17 protein-coding genes are annotated in these 20,743 nt (G+C 49.8%); 12 read left to right on the forward strand and 5 right to left on the reverse strand.

Annotated elements, in window-relative coordinates; translation table 11 throughout:
- Nucleotides 1–6 precede the first annotated feature (6 nt).
- The gene (gene nspC / locus HHX48_RS10460) at nucleotides 7–1,137 is read left to right on the forward strand and encodes a carboxynorspermidine decarboxylase (RefSeq protein ID WP_191024884.1); all 1,131 of its coding nucleotides are present in this window, start codon (nucleotides 7–9) and stop codon (nucleotides 1,135–1,137) included.
- Nucleotides 1,138–1,284: 147 nt separating this feature from the next.
- On the opposite strand, the gene HHX48_RS10465 is transcribed toward nspC, so the two are convergent.
- Nucleotides 1,285–1,551 carry a hypothetical protein gene (locus tag HHX48_RS10465; RefSeq protein WP_191024886.1) on the reverse strand — a complete coding sequence of 89 codons (267 nt, stop codon included), beginning with the start codon at nucleotides 1,549–1,551 and terminating at the stop codon, nucleotides 1,285–1,287.
- Between the two features lie 108 nt (nucleotides 1,552–1,659).
- The gene (gene rsmI / locus HHX48_RS10470) at nucleotides 1,660–2,493 is read right to left on the reverse strand and encodes a 16S rRNA (cytidine(1402)-2'-O)-methyltransferase (RefSeq protein WP_191024888.1); all 834 of its coding nucleotides are present in this window, start codon (nucleotides 2,491–2,493) and stop codon (nucleotides 1,660–1,662) included.
- Between the two features lie 133 nt (nucleotides 2,494–2,626).
- Here rsmI and HHX48_RS10475 point away from each other — a divergent pair, with 133 nt between their 5' ends.
- From HHX48_RS10475 to prpF, 11 genes are all read left to right on the forward strand, one after another.
- On the forward strand, nucleotides 2,627–4,558 hold the full coding sequence (locus HHX48_RS10475; protein WP_191024889.1) for a penicillin-binding protein activator: 1,932 nt from the start codon (nucleotides 2,627–2,629) through the stop codon (nucleotides 4,556–4,558).
- A gap of 2 nt (nucleotides 4,559–4,560) precedes the next feature.
- On the forward strand, nucleotides 4,561–4,905 hold the full coding sequence (locus HHX48_RS10480; protein WP_191024891.1) for a YraN family protein: 345 nt from the start codon (nucleotides 4,561–4,563) through the stop codon (nucleotides 4,903–4,905).
- Between the two features lie 25 nt (nucleotides 4,906–4,930).
- Nucleotides 4,931–5,530, forward strand: coding sequence for a phosphoheptose isomerase (locus HHX48_RS10485; RefSeq protein ID WP_191024893.1), 600 nt, complete (start codon nucleotides 4,931–4,933; stop codon nucleotides 5,528–5,530).
- Entirely contained in the window at nucleotides 5,531–6,115 is a 585-nt protein-coding gene (dolP, locus tag HHX48_RS10490; protein ID WP_191024895.1) for a division/outer membrane stress-associated lipid-binding lipoprotein, read from the forward strand.
- Nucleotides 6,116–6,284: 169 nt separating this feature from the next.
- Nucleotides 6,285–7,688: an MFS transporter gene (locus tag HHX48_RS10495; protein ID WP_223858277.1), complete on the forward strand. Its 1,404-nt coding sequence runs from the start codon at nucleotides 6,285–6,287 to the stop codon at nucleotides 7,686–7,688.
- A 201-nt stretch (nucleotides 7,689–7,889) separates the two neighbouring features.
- A complete protein-coding gene (locus HHX48_RS10500; protein WP_191024897.1) occupies nucleotides 7,890–8,555 on the forward strand; it encodes a hypothetical protein in 666 nt (221 codons plus the stop codon).
- Between the two features lie 116 nt (nucleotides 8,556–8,671).
- Complete coding sequence (locus HHX48_RS10505; RefSeq protein WP_191024899.1) at nucleotides 8,672–9,340, forward strand: GntR family transcriptional regulator; 669 nt, start codon at nucleotides 8,672–8,674, stop codon at nucleotides 9,338–9,340.
- Nucleotides 9,341–9,358: 18 nt separating this feature from the next.
- Nucleotides 9,359–10,237, forward strand: a complete 879-nt coding sequence (prpB, locus tag HHX48_RS10510; protein WP_191024901.1) for a methylisocitrate lyase — start codon at nucleotides 9,359–9,361, stop codon at nucleotides 10,235–10,237.
- A 44-nt stretch (nucleotides 10,238–10,281) separates the two neighbouring features.
- Nucleotides 10,282–11,406 carry a bifunctional 2-methylcitrate synthase/citrate synthase gene (gene prpC / locus HHX48_RS10515; RefSeq protein WP_191024903.1) on the forward strand — a complete coding sequence of 375 codons (1,125 nt, stop codon included), beginning with the start codon at nucleotides 10,282–10,284 and terminating at the stop codon, nucleotides 11,404–11,406.
- Between the two features lie 52 nt (nucleotides 11,407–11,458).
- Nucleotides 11,459–14,062 carry a Fe/S-dependent 2-methylisocitrate dehydratase AcnD gene (gene acnD, locus HHX48_RS10520; RefSeq protein WP_191024905.1) on the forward strand — a complete coding sequence of 868 codons (2,604 nt, stop codon included), beginning with the start codon at nucleotides 11,459–11,461 and terminating at the stop codon, nucleotides 14,060–14,062.
- A 102-nt stretch (nucleotides 14,063–14,164) separates the two neighbouring features.
- The gene (prpF, locus tag HHX48_RS10525; RefSeq protein WP_191024907.1) at nucleotides 14,165–15,343 is read left to right on the forward strand and encodes a 2-methylaconitate cis-trans isomerase PrpF; all 1,179 of its coding nucleotides are present in this window, start codon (nucleotides 14,165–14,167) and stop codon (nucleotides 15,341–15,343) included.
- Nucleotides 15,344–15,378: 35 nt separating this feature from the next.
- Here the strand turns inward: prpF and HHX48_RS10530 are convergent, their stop codons facing one another.
- From HHX48_RS10530 to arcB, 3 genes are read right to left on the reverse strand one after another with little or no spacing between them, the layout of a single operon-like run.
- The gene (locus tag HHX48_RS10530) at nucleotides 15,379–16,971 is read right to left on the reverse strand and encodes a PH domain-containing protein (RefSeq protein ID WP_191024909.1); all 1,593 of its coding nucleotides are present in this window, start codon (nucleotides 16,969–16,971) and stop codon (nucleotides 15,379–15,381) included.
- Nucleotides 16,972–16,986: 15 nt separating this feature from the next.
- A complete protein-coding gene (locus HHX48_RS10535; RefSeq protein WP_191024911.1) occupies nucleotides 16,987–17,544 on the reverse strand; it encodes a PH domain-containing protein in 558 nt (185 codons plus the stop codon).
- Complete coding sequence (gene arcB / locus HHX48_RS10540) at nucleotides 17,537–19,897, reverse strand: aerobic respiration two-component sensor histidine kinase ArcB (RefSeq protein WP_191024913.1); 2,361 nt, start codon at nucleotides 19,895–19,897, stop codon at nucleotides 17,537–17,539. Before arcB ends, HHX48_RS10535 begins: the two co-directional genes overlap by 8 nt.
- Between the last annotated feature and the right edge of the window lie 846 nt (nucleotides 19,898–20,743).

The raw sequence follows: 20,743 nt of genomic DNA on the forward strand, positions 1-20,743 counted from the left end.
ACGGGTTTGAACGACTTAACATCTCGGGATGATATTCCTTCACCCTGCTATGTGCTTGAGGAAGCCAGGTTACTGGAGAATCTGGCACTGATGCAGCGTGTTCAGGATCAATCGGGTGCCCGGATCATTTTGGCGTTAAAGGGTTTTTCCATGTGGTCAGCGTTTGACATCATCAAACCTTATTTACATGGCGCTACCGCCAGTTCCGTCTGGGAAGCCAAACTGGCCAGTGAAATGGGCAAAGAGGTGCATGCTTACTCTCCCGCTTACAAACCTGATGATATTGACCAGCTTAATAAGCTGGTCAATCACCTGTCGTTTAACAGCCTCGGGCAGTGGGAGCGTTACCGCGATGCCATGCCTGATGTATCTCTGGGGCTTAGAATTAATCCCGAACATCAGGAAGCAGAAACGCCGTTATATGATCCTGCCGCGCCGGGCTCACGCCTGGGTGTGCGCGCAAGCGAATTAAACAATGTTGATTTAACCGGCATTGACGGTTTTCACTGTCACAACTTGTGTGAGTGCGACTCGTTTGCTACCGCGCGGACCCTGGAAGCGATTGAAGCCCGGTTTAGCCAGTGGCTTCCCTCGCTGAAATGGCTTAATCTGGGTGGCGGTCACCTGATGACTCGGGCCGATTATGATGTTGATCACCTGATTAGTACGCTAAAAGCATTTAAAGACAGGTATCCGCATCTCGATGTTATCCTCGAACCCGGATCTGCTGTGGCATGGCAAACCGGCCCGCTGATAGCAGAAGTCGTGGATATTGTTAAAAATGAGGGTGATATTGCCATTCTGGATATCTCAGCCACTGCCCATATGCCTGATGTATTAGAGATGCCTTACCGTCCTGCTATCACACATGCAGGTATGCCAGGGGATAAAGCACATAACTATCGCTTGGGTGGAAATTCCTGTCTGGCTGGTGATGTCATTGATACCTATTCATTCGATGCACCGCTTAATATTGGCGACCGCATCCAGTTTGAAGATATGATGCATTACACCATGGTAAAAACCAGTTTTTTCAACGGGGTTGAACATCCTTCCATTGGTATCTTAAGAAAGAATGGTGAGTTCGAATTGGTCCGGCAGTTTACCTATGAAGATTTTAAGGGTCGCCTGTCCTGAGCATAATTGCGACATCACCGAAAAATCATTCGGCTTAGTGCTGTAATCCCATAAAAATCGGGCAATAGGTATACCACCAACTGCCCGTTTTTTATTTTCCGCAATACATATACACTGTGCGATGTAGCATCACATCAACAAACTAATTTACAGGACACCTTTTCCTCTTGCTACCCCTTCATCAGGCACCTCACCCTCAGCAAGCACCGTATCATCAAGAAACAGCTTAAATGGTGTTCCGGCATGCGCCGTGATGTTGTACTCAAAGCCCTGCATTTTATCGTCGTTTACCTCAACCTGCGCTTCCTTATTCGGATGCAGCAGCTCATAAACCCCATCATCATTGGCTCTGTCGATAACATTCACCATCCACGTTCCCTCGTGAATGTCCAGCTTCAAAGTACGATTTGTCATATGCCCTCCAAGTTATATATGTTGGGTACGCAAAGGCTGCTAATTTTGATTACCGCGCGCTGGTATTGCGGCCCGGCCTGGCAACATAACGAACACAGCGGCACCGGTTCACTCAGAAAAGTTCAACCCCGCCTGATACAGCGCATTCTTTTTAAGTTTATAGTGCGATGCCACAACTGCCGCCGCTTTTTTCAGTGGTAGCTCTGCTGCAAGCGTCTTGAGCAGGGATAATGCTTCCGCTGAAATCTCAGTCTCCTTATCAGGCGCTGGCGATACCATCACAACAAACTCGCCTTTTTGCCTGGCCGGTTCAGCTTCCAGCCACGCAATAACCTCTTCTGGCCGCCCGCTGATAATTGACTCAAAGGCTTTGGTAAGCTCTTTGGCGATGACCACCTGCCGCGCCTCGCCAAGGACTTTTTGAATATCCCTGAGAGTAGCAATAACCCGACGTGGCGCTTCGTAAAAAACGGTAGTGGCGTTGCGATCTGCTAAAAGCGCCAGTCTGTTTTCCTTTGCCTGATTTTTAACTGGCAGAAACCCCTCGAAAATAAAGCGATCGGTGGGCAGCCCTGAACCGCTTAACGCAGTAATTGCGGCGCACGGTCCGGGCAACGGGACGACTGGAATGCCCTGCTCCCGACAGTGTCGCACCAGTACAAATCCCGGGTCGCTGATAAGTGGTGTGCCGGCGTCACTGACCAGGGCCACCGTTTCGCCCTCAAGTAACCGATGACAAAGCATGGCGGCACGCTTTTCCTCGTTATGTTCATGCAACGAGAGCGTACGGGTTTTAATACTGAAATGCTGCAAAAGACGCTGGGTGTGGCGGGTGTCCTCGGCGGCAATCCAGTCTGCTGATTCCAGCGTTTTCAACGCTCTGGTAGTGATATCTTCCAGATTACCAATGGGTGTGGGTACAATATACAGCGTTGCGGGCATAAACGTGCTCACCTGTTTCAGCCATTTTGAAAACCGGCAGTGTACCACGGCTTGAGTACGGTTTATTGTTGCAGGCGTAGATTTTCCTGTGTGTTCAGATAAACTTGTGGCTTCAGAATAAGAGGGATCAGATGTGCAATTAAACAGTCAGGGCCGTTTATCTTTATCGTGCTGTGCTCTTGTGCTTGTGTTAACAATAGCTGGCTGTACCTCACCAGTTAGTCGGGCGCCCGAAAAAAATCCAATCGCAACAAATACGATACCGGTGGTGGAAAAGGTCGAGCAATCGCCAGAGTCTCTGCTGCTTCGCGCTGAGCAAATGGGACCGGATGCTGATCAAAAGCAAGTAACCCGGATATTGCTGGATGCCGCCACGGCTTATTTGCAGCGCGAACAGCCTGCCCGGGCACAACAGATTTTACTGTCTTTAATTTCTCAGCCGCTTGATGCACCCGAAAGACGTCGTACAAAAACACTGATCGCGCAAAGTTACATGAACGATCCAGCTGCTGATACAGAGCAGTTAATTAATCTGCTCACGCCGTTGGCAAACGATGAGCAGGTTAAGACGCATCAGCTCACATTGCTTACTCACCTGTACGAGCGCCAGCAAAATTACCTCGATGCTGCGGCATCTTATGTGCAAATCATGCCAGATGCGCCGCAGGCGGTGGAACGCGTATGGCAGTGGGTAAATAACGTACCAGCCAGCGAAATTAAACAAAATGCATCGCGATACAATGATCTTCAGCCCTATTTTGCCCTGCAAAACCTGATTGAAGAAAACGGTTTGCATGCAGCACAGTTTAAAAAGGCGCTCAGTCGGTTTACACGCGTCTACCGCGGTTCATCACTGGTTACTTATCTTCCGGAAAATATCACCAAAGCCGCCGGCTTGCGCCGCGCCGGAATTCAGCAGGCAACGGTCATGCTGCCATTAAGTGGTCGTTATAAAGCAACAGGAATGGCGGTCAAAGACGGCATACTGGCTGCCTATTATGACCAGTTGTCCCGTTCCGGATCTAACTCAGTACCACAACTGAGGTTTGTCGATACCAATGGTAAGTCGGGTGAAGCACTCATCAGTGCAATTGGTGATTCACAGTGGGTCATCGGCCCGTTATTAAAAGAAACCCTGGATCTGATGCTGCCGATGTTGCCCCGCGATATCCATCTTTTAGCGTTGAACCGTCCGGATGACACGTCGCCGGTCACACTCAGTACTATTGATAGTCCGCTGATCCCGGAAGAATTTGCTGTTCCCGCTGCCGCTCCGGTACCCGCAACCTGGTTTGCCCTGGCACCGGAAGACGAAGCGTATCAACTGGCTGATCACATTGCGCAAAAAGGATACCGCTCGCCCATCGTAGTCGCCGCCAACAATACCATTTATCAGCGTTTACTGGACGCCTTTGAAGCGCGCTGGCAGCGCCATCACAGCGAAGACGACAAGCCACATACACTGAATATCGTAACCTTTGATGACAGTGGAACGCTCAAAGACGGTATAACCGATGCGTTAGGCGTTGCGCAAAGTAAATCGCGTATCGACCAGATTCGCTACATGGTTAATGAAAAATTGCATAACGTTACCCGCAACCGGCGTGATATAGACGCCATTGTTGTATTTGCCTCGCCGGAACAAACGGAACTTCTGAATCCTATGGTTGAAGCCAGTCTGAGCCCCTTCGACGGTAAAACGGTGCCGGTTTATACAACGTCGCGCTCAATGGAGTATGACAGCGGCAAAAATCAGTGGCGTGATCTGCAGAATGTTCGTTTTATCGATATGCCCTGGATGCTTCCGCAAAATCGCTGGCCCGAATTTACCCGCACAGCAAATGCATTATGGCCGGACCGGAGTACTGCGTTCTCTCGTTTTTTTGCCTTTGGCGTTGATGCATACCAGATGCTGCCAAATGTTCAACAAATGGCCCTGCTACCCCAGGTGAGTCTTGAAGGGCTTACCGGGAAACTATCGGTGGACAAAGATGGCCGGGTAATTCGAACGCTGCCTCAGGCGCGTATTAACAATCAACAGATTATTCCGGTCACCGGAGAATAGCCATGTCCAGAGAGGCTGGTCAGCAGGCAGAAGAGCGCGCCGCGGCTTATCTGTTGGCACAGGGCCTGAAACTGGAAGCCCGTAATTTTCAAACGCGCTATGGTGAGCTGGATATTGTTATGCGCGACGGGCAAACGTGGGTATGTGTAGAGGTCAAGGCAAGACGACGCTCAACCCATGGTCTGGCCAGCGAATTTGTCACCGCCTCAAAGTGCAGAAAGCTGCAAACTTGCTTTGAACAATATTTGCTGGCACGCGGTCTTAACCCGAATCACACATCAATGCGACTTGATGTGGTAGCATTAGATAATCAGAATCTGCAATGGATAAAGAACATTGCAGGCTAAAACATTGCCTGAATAGTGAAGCGATATGATTGAAAATATTAAAGCCAATTTTACTGAAAGTATCCAGACTAAGATAGCAGCCTCGGAGGTGCTTCCTGAGGCCATCGAAAAAGCGGCTACCATGATGGTCGAGGCTTTGATTCGTGGAAATAAAATTCTTAGCTGCGGGAATGGTGGCTCCGCGGGTGATGCGCAGCATTTTTCCTCTGAAATGCTTAATCGTTACGAGCGTGATCGCCCTAGCCTGCCTGCCATTGCTTTAAGCACGGATACCTCTACGCTGACGTCCATCGCAAACGACTACAGCTATGATGAGATATTTGCCAAACAGGTTCGTGCGCTGGGTCAGTCCGGCGATATCCTGCTGGCCATATCTACCAGTGGTAACTCACGTAACGTAATAGCGGCGATGGAAGCTGCTCTGTCCCGGGATATGACTATTGTTGCGCTTACGGGCAAAGACGGCGGCGAAATGGCAGGTTTTCTGAGCGAGCATGATGTTGAAATTCGTGTGCCATCAAACCGTACCGCCCGTATTCAGGAGGTTCACCTACTGGTTATTCATAATCTGTGTGAATGCATTGATGATAGTCTGTTCCCTGCTGATCATGGAGATAATAGCTAGATGACAAACCGCGCCTTTTCGGCAGGCGTTCTGGCACTTATCATTGCAACAATCCAGCTACAGGGCTGCGTTGTTGCAGCTGTGGGTGCAGGCGCTGCTGCGGCGGCTAAAGTCGCCAATGACCGTCGTACTGTTGGTACGCAACTGGATGACCAGAACGCTGAAGGAAAAGTGTCATTTCGATGGGCCAAATATGATCGTCTTAAAGACGAAGCCAATCTACGGGTGGACGTTTACAATGGTGTTGCCCTGATGACAGGCCAGGCTCCGGACCGTCAGCTTATCGAGCAGGCTGTTAGTGAGGTTCAGCAGGTCGCCTACATCAGAAAAATTCACAATCAGGTGAGAGTCGGCACACCACAAGGTGCGTCTTCACAGGCCTATGACCTTTGGTTGGCAAATAAAATCAGAGCTAAGCTTCTGGCCAACGATAATGTACCCTCTATGCAAATTAAAGTGGTCGTAGAAAACTCTGAAGTTTTTCTGATGGGACGCGTGACAAACCAGGAGGCCACTTACGCTGTCGATATAGCGCGAAATGTTGATGGGGTACAGCGTGTTGTCAGAGCGTTTGAAATTACGTAGCACAAGTGCTTAAAAAAGGGGTGATCTGTCCCCTGCGAATCTGCTTATAGAATGAGGTCAGCGAGTGTCACTGATTGTTACGACTCGCCGGCCCGCTCCTTCGAATCAATCTTCCGCAAGATTGCTCTGACTCATTATTCGTTTTGTAAAAAAGTGAGACAACACTCACATGCCAACTGTATCGCACAAAACGGCGACGGCGTTGCTCGTTGCCGCCGCATTGTTTATGGAAATTCTTGATGCCACCATCATTACTACGGCGTTGCCTATAATAGCAGCCGAATTTGGTGTACCGGCTGCGCATTTATCTGTGGGGGTGAGTGCTTATCTGGTGGCCGTCACGATCTTCATCCCTATCAGTGGCTGGGCTGCAGATCGGTTTGGCGCCAAGCGCATATTTTCCCTGGCTATTTTAATATTCGTAGCCGCCTCGGTCCTGTGTGGATTCAGCCAAAGTCTGACTCAATTTACTGTTGCCAGAGTTCTGCAGGGAATTGGCGGTGCAATGATGGTACCTGTGGGTCGCCTGGTGGTATTACGCAACCTGCCCAAAGAACAGATTGTCAACGCGATGGCTATTCTGACCTGGCCTGCACTCGGCGCCCCGTTAATAGGACCGGTTCTGGGGGGCTGGATTGCAGAAACCTGGCACTGGTCGTGGATATTCTTTATAAACGTTCCGCTTGGCATCATTGCGTTGCTGTTTGCCTATTGGTTACTCAATAACGATAAGGGGCAATGGCAGCCCTTTGACGTGACCGGCTTTTTACTCAGTGCAACCGGTTTTGGCACTTTGATGGCAGGACTGGAATCGTTTAGTGCCCGCCCTGACGATATCTTACTTCCCCTCCTGATGGTTGCAGGAGGAAGCGGAATTCTCGCCTTCGCTATCCGCCATATGCTGTATGCCAGTAACCCCCTGTTTTCACTGTCGGCGCTGAGATTTTCAACATTCCGTGCCACCATGACAGGAGGGTCGATAATACGCATCTCGCTATCCAGTGCGCCGTTTATTATCCCATTGATGCTGCAAGTGGGTCTTGGCTACAGTGCAATTGAAGCCGGCACCCTATTACTGTGGTTATTCGCCGGTAACCTTGCTGTTAAGCCGGCAACAACCTGGATTATGAACACATTTGGTTTTAAAAATGTGCTCATTTACAACACCGTTCTGGTTGCTGCTGGCTTTTTTGTACTGGCACTGTGCGATGCACAAACCTCAGCGTGGCTGCTGGGTATTATTTTGTTTTTAAGTGGCATGACGCGCTCAATGCATCTGACGGTGCTTAACACGCTGAGCTTTGCGGACGTCCCGCAATCCTATATCCGCGACGCCAATACGCTCAGTGCCGTCATCATGCAAATGACCCGGGGGATGGGCATCACGGCAGGCGCACTGGCGTTAGCCCTGGCAACATTTATTATCGATGACACGCGAAGCACGCCAGTGACGTCTGACTTCCAACTGACGATGGTATTCATGGGGATTATTGCGCTGATATCTCTGGTTAACAGCGCACGGGTTGAGTCAGACATCGGTGACGCTGTACTTAACCACCGGCGTGCCCGCTAGTGACGATTTTTATGTAAAAGCTACAACCTTCTCCACCCGGCAAGTGCGTAGCGATCTATCTTAAAAATGTTAATTGCATGAAATATAATAAAAAAATAAATTAGCATCAAAGTTGCATCGCTTCTTCGGCAAGACAATGAAAAGTCTGGCTAAACCGGACACTTTGCCGGCACAGCCTGAAAAGCTCACTAAGGAGGTTCTATGAACGCCAATAAACTGATGCTTGCTACACTTATCTCCACATCACTGATGGCCGGTACGGCTATCGCCCAGGAAACGCAAACGAACAGCGTACCTGTGGCTACATCGCAGGCCAGCACGACCTGGATATCTCTGACCGGCACGGTCACCGAAGTTGACTCAAAATTTATCACCATGGATTATGGTGAAGGTGAGTTAATTGTCGACACAGATACTCTGCAGTTGGATAAGACTGCATTTGAGAATCTTGAGGATGCAACGGTGACTGTCACTGGCATGTTGAATCAGCAATTACTTACTGAAGGCAGAATGCGTGCTTCAAGCCTCTATCTTGAAAACGTAGGCACGGCGTTTGTGGCCGCAAATACCATGGCGCATGAGTCAGATATGCTGATTTCTGCCGCGGGTCTGGATTTGGATAAGTCAGAAGTGACACTTATTGGGAATGTGACCACGCTATCCGATGATGCATTTCAGTTTGGTGCCGGGGATGCTGCACTTACCGTAGAAGTGGATGATCTTCGCGATAACCCGCTGGATAAAGATGGCTACCTTGTGCTTAAGCACGGCGACCGGGTAAAAGTCACCGCTTCAATTGAAGATGACTTTTTCGAAGATTATGAGATAGACGCTGACACCATCGTCAGGCTGCAAACAGCAGAATAGTCTCAAAAGACAAGCGCCCGCCGGGCGCTTTGTCGACAATACCACCACAATACCATTGACTCACACATCCCAAACCCCTATATTGTCGACATTGCATTTACATTCCTGTTCATCCTATGTCGCTACCTATCGAAACACCTGTCACCAATGCGGACAAAACATTCTTTCGTTTGCGGACCGATATTGTAGAGGGTGTCATTCAGGCAGGCGCAAAACTCAGCGAGACTGAATTGTCGACACGCTACGCGGTGAGCCGGGCTGTCATCCGCGAAGCAATTAACCGGCTTGAAGCCTGTCACCTGGTCGAGCGCAAGGCTAATGTCGGCGCAAAAGTCGTTACGCTTTCAGCTGCCGGGCTGGTGCAACTTTACCAGGTGCGCGAAGCACTGGAAGGTATGGCGGCCAGACTGGCCGCTGAAAACATGGATGCGGATGAAATCAGCGATTTGCAGTCGTTACTGGATGCTCACTCTAATAAGGTCAGCTCGGGGGAAACCTATTACCAAGAGGCCGGTGATGTGGATTTTCATTACCGGATTGTATTAGGAAGCAAAAATGCCCACCTCATCAGCGTTCTGATCGACGGTATCTACCATCTGGTTCGCATGTACCGCGTTCAGCTTGGCATGGCGGGCCCCCGTGTTACCACTGCGTTTGAAGAGCACAGCCATATTGTACGGGCGATTGCCAATCGAGACGGCGAGCTGGCTGAAATGCTTATGCGCAGACATATACTCTATTCAAAGAACAACATCGAAAGAAAACTGAACTCAATTTCTGTTTAACCCTACGAGGCTTTAATTATGCAAAGTGCAGGAAAAAAATTTCGTCAGGCGTTAACTGACAATCACCCGCTTCAGATTGTCGGCACAATTAACGCGTACACAGCGATTATGGCAAAACAAATCGGCCACAAAGCCATTTATTTGTCAGGCGGTGGCGTTGCAAATGCTTCTTATGGCTTGCCTGATTTAGGCATGACATCGCTCAATGATGTCATTGAAGATGTGCAGCGCATTACCCGGGCGTGTGACTTACCCCTGTTGGTCGACATTGATACAGGCTGGGGCGGCGCATTTAATATTGCCAAAACCATACGGGATATGGAAAAAGCAGGCGCAGCGGCGGTTCACATGGAAGATCAGGTGGCGCAGAAGCGCTGCGGCCATCGCCCGAATAAAGAAATTGTCAGCACGCAGGAGATGGTTGATCGTATCAAAGCAGCGGTTGATGCCCGTACCGATCCGGACTTTTTTATTATGGCGCGTACCGATGCGTTCGCACAGGAAGGCCTGGAGGCTGCAATTGAGCGCGCCAAAGCTTATGTCGCTGCAGGTGCCGACGGTATTTTTGCAGAAGCTGTGCAGACCGAAGAACATTACCGCGCCTTCGCTGATGCGCTTGATGTGCCGATTCTGGCCAACATTACCGAATTTGGAAAAACCGAATTATGGAATAAAAAAGAGCTGGGTGAATGGGGCGCAGACATGGTGCTGTATCCACTGAGCGCTTTTAGAGCCATGAACAAAGCCGCTGAACGGGTTTATCAGACCATTCTGACAGACGGCGATCAAAAAGCCGTTGTGGATGACATGCAAACCCGCATGGATCTATACGATTACCTGGGCTATCACGACTACGAACAGAAGCTGGACGATTTGTTCAGCCGCAATAAAAATTAATAAATTTTTCCCTTTGTACACTACATTTTTTCAGGAGATAACGCATGGCTAAACAACTCGGTGGCGCAGGACTGCGTGGACAGGTCGCTGGCAAAACAGCATTGTCTACCGTTGGCGTTTCAGGTTCAGGTCTGACGTATCGCGGTTATGATGTAAAAGATCTGGCCAATAACTGCCAGTTTGAAGAAGTCGCCCACCTTATTTTAAAAGGTAAATTGCCTAACCAGCAGGAGCTAAAGGCCTATAAAAAGACATTACAGTCACTTCGCAGTCTGCCCCAGCCGCTAAAAGAAGTGCTGGAGCGCATTCCAAAGGATGCGCATCCTATGGACGTAATGCGCACGGGTTGCTCGATGCTGGGTAATCTGGAAGGTGAAGCCAATTTCGATCAGCAGCAGGATGTCACCGAGCGTATGCTCGCGGCTTTCCCAAGCATCATCTGCTATTGGTATCGCTTTACCCACGATGGCGTCAGAATTGACGAGAATACCGATGATGAGTCTATCGGCGGGCACTTCCTACACCTGCTTCGCGGCGAAAAACCCTCACAGCTGCACGAAGATGTGATGCACGTATCACTGATTCTTTATGCGGAACACGAATTTAACGCTTCAACCTTTACTGCTCGCGTGTGCGCATCCACGCTTTCTGATATGCACTCGTGCATTACCGGTGCCATCGGTTCACTGCGCGGGCCATTGCACGGTGGCGCTAACGAAGCGGCTATGGAAATGATTGAGGGCTTTACCTCACCCGAGCACGCCGAAAAAGAAATGATGGCGAAACTTGAGCGTAAAGAAAAAATAATGGGCTTCGGCCACGCTGTTTACTCTGACAGCGACCCGCGCAATGAAATTATCAAGCAATGGTCGAAAAAACTGTCTGAAGATGTCGGTGATGAGGTGCTGTACGCGGTCTCTGAGCGCTGTGAAGAGGTGATGTGGCGCGAGAAGAAACTGTTCTGTAACGCCGACTTCTTCCATGCCTCGGCGTATAACTTTATGGGCATTCCCACTAAGCTTTTCACGCCAATCTTCGTGATGTCACGTCTGACCGGCTGGGCTGCTCATGTTATGGAGCAGCGGGCAGATAACCGGATTATCCGCCCTTCTGCTGAATATACCGGTGAGGAACTGCGTCCGGTGCCGCCAATGAGCGAACGTGATTAATTAATAAATTGGCGCACTAACCGTGCGCCTTTTTTTCATCTGAGAGACCGTTATGAATACCGATTATCGAAAGCCCCTGCCGGGCAGTCATCTGGATTATTTCGATACCCGTCAGGCCATCAATGATATCAAGCCGGGCGCTTATGAGACATTGCCTTACACCTCCCGGGTACTGGCCGAAAACCTGGTACGCAAATGCCCGTCAGACATTCTGACTCAATCCCTGGAACAACTTGTTTTTAAAAAGCGTGAGCATGATTTTCCCTGGTTCCCATCCAGAGTCGTGTGTCATGACATTCTGGGGCAAACCGCATTTGTCGATCTGGCTGGTCTGCGCGATGCCATTGCTGCAAAAGGCGGCGATCCGTCAAAAGTAAACCCTGTGGTGCCGACGCAATTAATTGTTGACCATTCGCTGGCTGTTGAGCACGCCGGATTTGAAAAAGACGCGTTTGATAAAAACCGTGCCATTGAAGATCGTCGTAACGATGACAGATTTCACTTTATCAACTGGACGAAAACGGCATTTAAAAATGTTGATGTGATTGGGCCTGGTAATGGCATCATGCACCAAATCAACTTAGAGAAGATGTCACCGGTTGTACATAGCCGGGATGGCGTAGCCTTCCCTGATACCTTGGTGGGTACCGACAGTCATACGCCGCATGTTGATGCACTGGGCGTCATTGCCGTAGGCGTGGGCGGTCTGGAAGCAGAAAGCGTCATGTTGGGCCGCGCTTCCTACATGCGCCTGCCGGATATTGTAGGTGTTGAACTTAAAGGTAAACCCAAACCAGGTATCACCGCCACCGACATCGTACTGGCCCTGACAGAATATCTGCGTGAACAACGTGTGGTCAGCGCCTATCTGGAGTTCTTTGGCGAAGGGGCAGCGAACCTTACAGTCGGCGATCGTGCGACCATCTCCAACATGACGCCTGAATATGGTGCCACCGCGGCTATGTTCTATATTGACGAGCAGACCATCGACTATCTGAAGCTCACCGGACGTGATGATGCGCAGGTTGCTCTGGTTGAAAACTATGCACGGCATACCGGACTGTGGGCCGACGACCTGGCAACCGCTGAGTATGAACGCGTACTTGAGTTTGACTTAGGAGCGGTTAACAGAACCATGGCGGGGCCATCCAAGCCACATGCTAAATTGCCTACCAGCGATTTGAAGCAACACGGTCTGCTGGGCTCGGTGGAACACGAAGATGGCCAGATGCCTGACGGGGCTATCATCATTGCAGCTATCACCAGTTGTACCAATACCAGTAATCCGAGAAACGTAGTCGCAGCTGGCCTGCTGGCCAAAAAAGCCAATGAGTATGGCCTGAGCAGAAAGCCCTGGGTAAAGACCTCGCTGGCCCCTGGCTCTAAAGCGGTAAAACTCTACCTTGAAGAAGCCAACCTGATGGGTGAGCTGGAATCATTGGGATTTGGTGTGGTGGCCTTCGCCTGTACCACCTGTAACGGAATGAGCGGCGCGCTTGACCCGGATATTCAAAAAGAACTGGAAGAGCGGGATCTTTATTCTGTCGCGGTGCTCTCAGGTAACCGGAATTTTGATGGCCGTATCCATCCGTTTGCCAAACAGGCATTCTTAGCGTCCCCAGCTCTGGTCGTGGCGTATGCAATTGCCGGCTCCATCCGTTTTGATATTGAAAAAGACGTGCTGGGAACCGATAAAAACGGCAATCCGATAACATTGAAAGACCTGTGGCCTACAGAGGAAGAAATTGACAATGTGGTCGCCAATTATGTTAAGCCTGAGCATTTCACCAAAGTTTACGAACCCATGTTCGATTTGAAAGTCGACTATGGCAAAGATATCAATCCGCTGTACAACTGGCGTGAGATGAGTACCTACATCCGCCGGCCACCCTATTGGGAAGGCGCGCTGGCGGCTGAGCGCACGATGACGGGAATGCGACCGCTGGCGATTCTGCCAGATAATATCACCACCGACCACCTGTCCCCGTCCAATGCTATTCTGCCAACCAGTGCAGCAGGTGAATACCTGACCAGCATGGGCGTACCGGAAGTGGACTACAACTCGTATGCCACACACCGTGGCGATCACCTCACTGCGCAGCGCGCAACGCTGGCCAACCCCAAAATCTTTAACGAGATGGTTATGGAACAGGGCGAAGTGGTACAGGGTTCACTCACCCGTCTGGAGCCTGAAGGCAAAGTGATGCGCATGTGGGATGCCATCGAGACCTATATGGAGCGTAAACAACCGCTGATTATTATTGCCGGTGCTGATTACGGGCAGGGCTCGTCGCGGGACTGGGCGGCTAAGGGCGTTCGTCTGGCAGGCGTTGAGGTTATTGTAGCGGAAGGCTTTGAGCGGATCCACCGCACCAACCTCATTGGTATGGGGGTTCTGCCGCTGGAGTTTAAACCGGGCACAACCCGTATCACGCTTAAACTTGATGGTACAGAAACCTATGATGTCAAAGGTGAGCCCAGCCCGGGTGCCGAGCTCACGTTAATCGTAAATCGTAAAAACGGCGAAGCAGAATCCGTACCTGTTACCTGTCGTCTGGATACCTTTGAAGAGCTTTCCATCTACTCCGCAGGTGGCGTGCTGCAACGCTTCGCGAAGGACTTTCTGGAAGCGGAAGAAGCTGTTTCAGAGCGCTGATCAGACATGTATCAGCGATGACAGCGGCCTGCTCCCCGGGAACTGACGCGAACATATGTCAGTGCCCTGGGGCAGACCTTTTAAAGGTTTTAAGGAGTGTATATGGCGCATAAGCCACAGATTCAAATTCCCGCCACCTACATGCGCGGCGGGACCAGTAAAGGTGTGTTTTTTAAATTAGCCGACTTACCTGAATACGCGCAGCAGCCTGGCCCAGAGCGCGATGCATTACTTTTGCGCGTGATTGGCAGCCCTGACCCTTATGGAAAACATACCGACGGAATGGGCGGCGCAACCTCCAGCACCAGTAAAACGGTGATTTTATCAGCCAGTGAACATGAAGGTTACGATGTAGATTACCTGTTTGGACAGGTAGCCATAGATAAGCCGTTTGTCGACTGGAGCGGTAACTGCGGTAACCTGACTGCGGCCGTAGGCGCGTTTGCAATCAGCAACGGGCTTGTGGATCCAGCGCGCGTGCCTGCCAATGGTATCGCTGAAATTCGTATCTGGCAGGTCAATATTCAAAAAGCCATTATTGCCCATGTTCCTATGACTGACGGCAATGTGCAGGAAACCGGTGACTTTGAACTGGATGGCGTGACCTTTCCTGCTGCAGAAGTAAAAATAGAATTTATCGACCCCGCAGATAGCGAAAAAGCCCTTTTCCCGACGGGAAATCTGGTAGACACCCTTAGCGTCCCTGAATTTGGCAGTATCGAAGCCACCATGATTAACGCTGGGATCCCGACCATTTTTGTGAATGCCAAAGATATAGGCTATACCGGCACGGAGCTTCAGGATGATATAAATTCAAATGCTGATGCGCTGGCGAAGTTTGAAAGCCTGCGCGCCCATGGTGCAGTTAAAATGGGCTTAATTAGCGATGTAGGCGAGGCTGTCTCCCGCCAGCATACTCCAAAAATTGCCTTCGTTGCTCCGCCTTGCAGCTACACTGCATCAAGCAACAAGCAAATTGCTGCTGAAGAGATCGATGTGTTAGTACGCGCTATGTCAATGGGCAAACTGCACCATGCGATGATGGGAACTGCTGCAGTGGCAATTGGCACTGCAGCGTCAATCAGGGGGACGCTGGTTAATCAGGCAGCCGGCGGAACAGACAGAGAGTCCGTTGTTTTCGGTCATCCTTCAGGCACCCTCAAAGTTGGCGCGAAGGCCACGAAACAGGGTGAACAGTGGGAAGTAGAAAAAGCCATTATGAGTCGCAGCGCGCGGGTACTGATGCATGGTTTTGTACACATCCCGCCCGTTAACGGCTGATCTGTTATGTCGCAGGGCGGCCCTCCCTGCGCTTATCACATCCAGGATCTGGCACTGCGCTCAACATCTGCCAGTGCCAGGTTCGCTAATTGTCTTACCTGGACTTCTTTTAAAAACGGGACCGTCACCGACCCACTGGCTAAAACAAACTTTATTGACGCAAGCTGCCGCCGTTTCATCATCACACTTTGTTTGATAACCACCTGCTGCACCTTGTACAACGGGAACACCTGAAAATCCTCACCAATTATACCGCTGCGAACATATATATAGTTGTCATCACGGGCAACGCCCCATCGTTTGTAGCGAAGCCAGATTGCTATCGACACCACAACAGCCGCGGTAACCGCAACGGATAACGCTTGCCATTGCTGCTCAAGGATAAGAATCAACGCAACAATCACCGCAACCGGAAACAAGCGAACCAACAGGTGATGGGCCAGATAGAAGGGCGTAACGGGTGAGAATGTCTGACTGAACAACCGGCTATCGGGTAAGACTTCTTCGCATAGCGCGCCGGCTTCAGGCAATGTGACTGAGGGCACCAGCAGTTTATTCGGTGCCATCAGTTCCTGGTTTTGTTGATTACCGGTTTTGTTCTGCTCAAAAAATACGTTGGCGCGTTTAAGTACCCGATCCAGCCAATCCTGTTTCACCGCCACCATCTGCACCCGGGATTGCCGCATGCTAACTTCCTGCTGACTTAACAGACCGCTTTTCCGCACATAGCGATCATCACTGCGGGTAAGGGTATATCCATAATAGGTCAGCAATGAGCCGCCTATCGACAAGAGCGCCATCAGGGCCATAATCAGCATCATAATAGTAAATGCGTACAATCCCCATTGCCACCAGGTTACACTGGACGAGCCCACCAGTTGCTCAAGTTGCAGCCCATGGCGGGAAAGCCAGTCACTCACCATCCCCGCCAAATCATCGTAGAAAGGGGCAAGCGCACCAAGAATAATCCACACCCGGTTATTGGTAATGCCGTGTATCACCAGATCGCTCAATGAGCGGCGATTGATTACTGTGTCCTGACCGGGCGACTGGCTGACTGATTCCGTATCCTCAACAGGCTCTCGAGCCTCTGCACTTTCTTCATTTTGCAGAAATTCTGTTCGTTCGTTGAGGATCTGCGCACGAAGCCGGTTTGCATAACGCTGCGTCACAGCAACAATCTTCGCCTCTTCTTTAGCAGAGCCCGCGGTATCCAGTACGACCACCGCAAACTGCGTCGGGCGGTAGTAAAAGGGCCGTTCGACCTTTACATTCTGGATCCGCCAGAAAGGTAAGTTAATATGACGGCGATTAAACAGTCCCGTACGAATTTCAACATGGCTGTTGCGTACCCGAAACTGGTAAAATAAATAGCTTACGATGCCACTGATAACAATCAGTGCGATAATCGCACACACTGCCGGCCAGAACCATTGCGTATCAATAACACTGGTGGTCTGGACGCTAATCGCCAGCGCAGGAATAATATACAGTGCACTTTGAACAGTACTTTTGATGTTGCTGGCGATAAAGTACAGCAGCGCCACCGGCGCCAGTCTGCGCCAGTGTTTGCCGGTATTTACCTCACCAGGGTTATCGACGTTCTGCGGCTCAGATGCGTGATTCATTGTCGGCATAACACCTTATTTAGCATCGAGTTCTTTATGATTGAGAATATACTGCCTTACCTTTTGCGCATCAGTCAGTCTTAACCCGGGGATTTCAAAGGTATGCATGGCGCCGCCGGCCGAAAACACCTGCAGGCATGCCAGGTCGGCAACCCTGTCCAGCGGGCCGCGCTTAAGTTCGATATGCTGGATCCGCAATATCGGCTGACAGGCAATTTTTCTGAAAATAAGCCCGTGCTGCATCACCAAATCCTGTTCACGCAAACAGTATTTAATTTTCTTATCCGCCAGCAAGTGGTAGATAAAGCTTAGCGCCCCCAGTGTACAGACCACCACGATGGCCATCGTATAAAAACGCTCAAGACCAAACGGCACAGCCATAAAGGACTGATACCTGAAAAAGCTCAATATCGCTGAAACGATGACAACTGCGGCCACCGCAACTGTAAGGTTCAGCCACCGGTAACGCGGCGATATCGGTTGCATCGACACCGCCATCATATCGGGCAGTGTCTTAACATCCACTTCCCGGTTTTCAAACGCTGCCACAGCCGATGAGTCGTTTTCAGTCATCCAGCACCTGCTCGTTTAACCATTCATCCAAAGCATTCATATCATGTTGCACGGCCATTTGCAGTTCCTCGACCCAGTCGTGAACATTTTGCCACCACGCCGGATGATCGCCCTGCTGGATCTGATTAGCGATACGCTGCACCCGGGACAGCCCGACTGAGCCGGCCGCACCTTTTATCTTATGAGCCTGAGAGCAGACCTCAGATTTCTCATCGGCGCTTAAGCTCAGCTGCAGGATTTCCATGTACTCAGGCATCTTATCCTGAAATACCTTTACACTGGCCCGTACCATGTCTTCACCTATCGTATCTACGAGCATTTGCAGCAGGTCCATATCCAGAATATTCGACAGCGATTTAGTCGCATCAGGCTTTTCACGCCTTTGTTCTGCATCCTGCACAGAGGGCGCGGCAGGCTCGGCAAACAGAAGATTGAAGACCTCAACCACCCGGCTTTTCTTGATGGGCTTGGCTATAACATCGTCCATACCGTTTTGCAGGTATTCTTCACGCTTTTTAATCACATTAGCGGTCAGGGCCACAATCGGTGTTTGCATCACCAGATCCTCTTCGTGCAGCACATTGGCAACATCGAACCCGGTCATATCAGGTAGCTGAATATCCAGTAAAATCAGATCATACGTGTTTGCCCGTGCTTTATCGATCGCCTCTTGGCCGGTCATCGCCACATCCACACGCTGGCCCAGTTTTTCAAGCAGCGCTTTGGCAACCATCACGTTCAGCTCGATATCTTCGACCAGCAAAATACTCAAATCGGTGACCAGCAGCTTTGAAGCCTGCATAGGCTTAGTCGAAATCTGTAACGGTAGTTCAATTTCAAACCGCGTGCCCTGGTTGACCTCACTGCTGACACGAATGTCACCTTTCATCAAATCTACCATTTGCTTACAGATTGCCAGACCGATACCCGTTCCCGTCGCCGACTGATGGTCGGGGTGATCAACCTGATAATACATGGCAAAAATTTTATCGATTTCACTATCAGGAATACCCACACCTGTATCCTGCACAACAAAGGTGACCACACTGATGCCATTGGCCGCTTCGGTAGCTGACACCGTCAAACTAACCTGCCCTTTTTGCGTGAATTTTACGGCGTTGAACAAAATGTTCCACAGGATCTGACGCAGGCGCGTTCCATCAACCTCAACCTGTTGAGGCAGGGGCTCTTTTATTGAAGTGACCAGCTCCAGTCCCTTATCGGCGGCAAGCAGACGGATGATGCTGGACAACTCCTCGGTGAAATCACGCAGTGAAACGGTCTTCAGACTCAGCTCAAGCTTATCTCTGTCCAGTTTGTCCAAATCAATAATGTCATTGAAGATATTTCCCAGCGTAATCGCGCTGGCATAGATAGTACTTACCCAGTTAAATTGCTCTTCGGATAAATCAGTATCACGAAGCATGCGGCTCAAACCGACGATGCCATTCAGCGGCGTTCGTAGCTCGTGACTGATTGTGGCAATAAAGCGGGTTTTATCTGTGTTGGCTTTGGCTGCTGCACTTTCTGCCTGTTTGCGTTCTGTCATATCTCGCCCGAACGCCAGCAGACCAAGCCGGTTACCTGCTGCATCAAAAAACGGCACGCGCTTCATTTCAAAGTAACGGCGACGACCATCCGCGAAGCGCAGCCACAAATCCTCGGTAATACTGGCGTTGGTTTCCAGTACTTCCTGATCACTGGCCACAATCTGACTGGCCAGCTCTTCTTCAAAGACATCATGCAGCGTCAGACCCACCAGCTCTTCTTCAGTTTTTCCGGTCAGCAATTCAGCAATCCGGTTGCACCCGGCGAAGCGTCCTTCCTCATTGCGATAGTAAATCAGATCAGGAGACGCATCGATAATCGAGCGCAGCAACGTTGAGAGGCGTCGGGCCTGTTCTTCTGAGCTGGACTTGTCGTCAATTTCCCGCTCAAGCTCCTTGAATACCGCTTCACGCTCCTCCTGAGCCTGTTTACGCTGTTCAATCTCATGATTCAGTTGTCTGATATTAGACTGCAACTCGCGATTCAGAAAGACGTCTTCTTCGCGCAGCCGCTCAAGCTGAGTGACAACCTCTTTAAGATTTGTTCTGGAGTTTTCAAGTTGCTTTACCAATTCACTGAAAAAGTACAACACCCAGGGCGCCGACAATAGTGTGATGATGATGGCAATGATAAAATCATCCGGCTGTACGGATTTTCCCAGACTCACCCTGACGACATAAGAGCTTCCCAGCGTAAACACCAGGGTCACCAGGACAAATAAAATACTGAGTTTCAGTGTACCGAAGCGTTTAACAAACTGGGCAATACGAATGGCCCATGAATCATTGGGAGAATCCTGATGCATATAACTTTTTTCTCAGATAAAACTGCAGGTATCCTAGCAGGTCTTAGATACGGAACAAATAACATAAACGCGATCCCGCAGAATCAGCCTTCAAGTGCACCATTTTGCAGACAGCTGCACCGTTAACAGGCAACTTGTGACAGCTTCATATTATGAGCAAATCCGTGGGCGGTATAAAAAAATGCCGGTATAATTTAAAAGGAAGGAATTATTGAGCAAGAAGGGGCACCGGCAGACCTGCTATAACTGAGGTCTACTACCACCGGCATACAAATTTTATAGAGTAGATATTGCTTAGAAAGTTTTCTAACTTCCTGTTTTTGTTTCAGTTATAACCTGGAACAGCAATATCGTCGATTTCTTCTTCATCAAATGCATGAAAATCTAACATAGCTTCACCTTTTATCGGGTCGTCAAATTGAATGTCACAGCCGCTATATCCGACTGTAGCTCTCGTGCATGACGGTCTGGCTACAGAGTTCGCCAATTAACACTTAACCTAGATAATGCAAAAGCTCGACCACCTTGCATTAACTTTTGATTTTCTGTATGAGAATGTGTTTCACACACGTAAATGTAATGCAGATTTCCCAGACTTTGGGTATCCTCATGTTAACGGTACGTATATTTTTGCAAACATAGTGTTAACTGGATGCGTATATTTAACTATCAATATTAAATATTTATTCATCTTGGCAGAAATGCAAAAAATGGATATTTAGTATAAACATACTAAAATTAGTAAATTCCCGTCTTCTAATGCGTTTAGCGCCATCCTTCGTTAAAACAGCAACCTATTGTTTTGTTTTGATTTTTAAAAAAACCATTGATTAGGGCTGTATTCGG

The organism is Salinimonas profundi (genome assembly GCF_014750655.1).
Taxonomy (GTDB): Bacteria; Pseudomonadota; Gammaproteobacteria; order Enterobacterales; family Alteromonadaceae; genus Alteromonas; species Alteromonas profundi_A.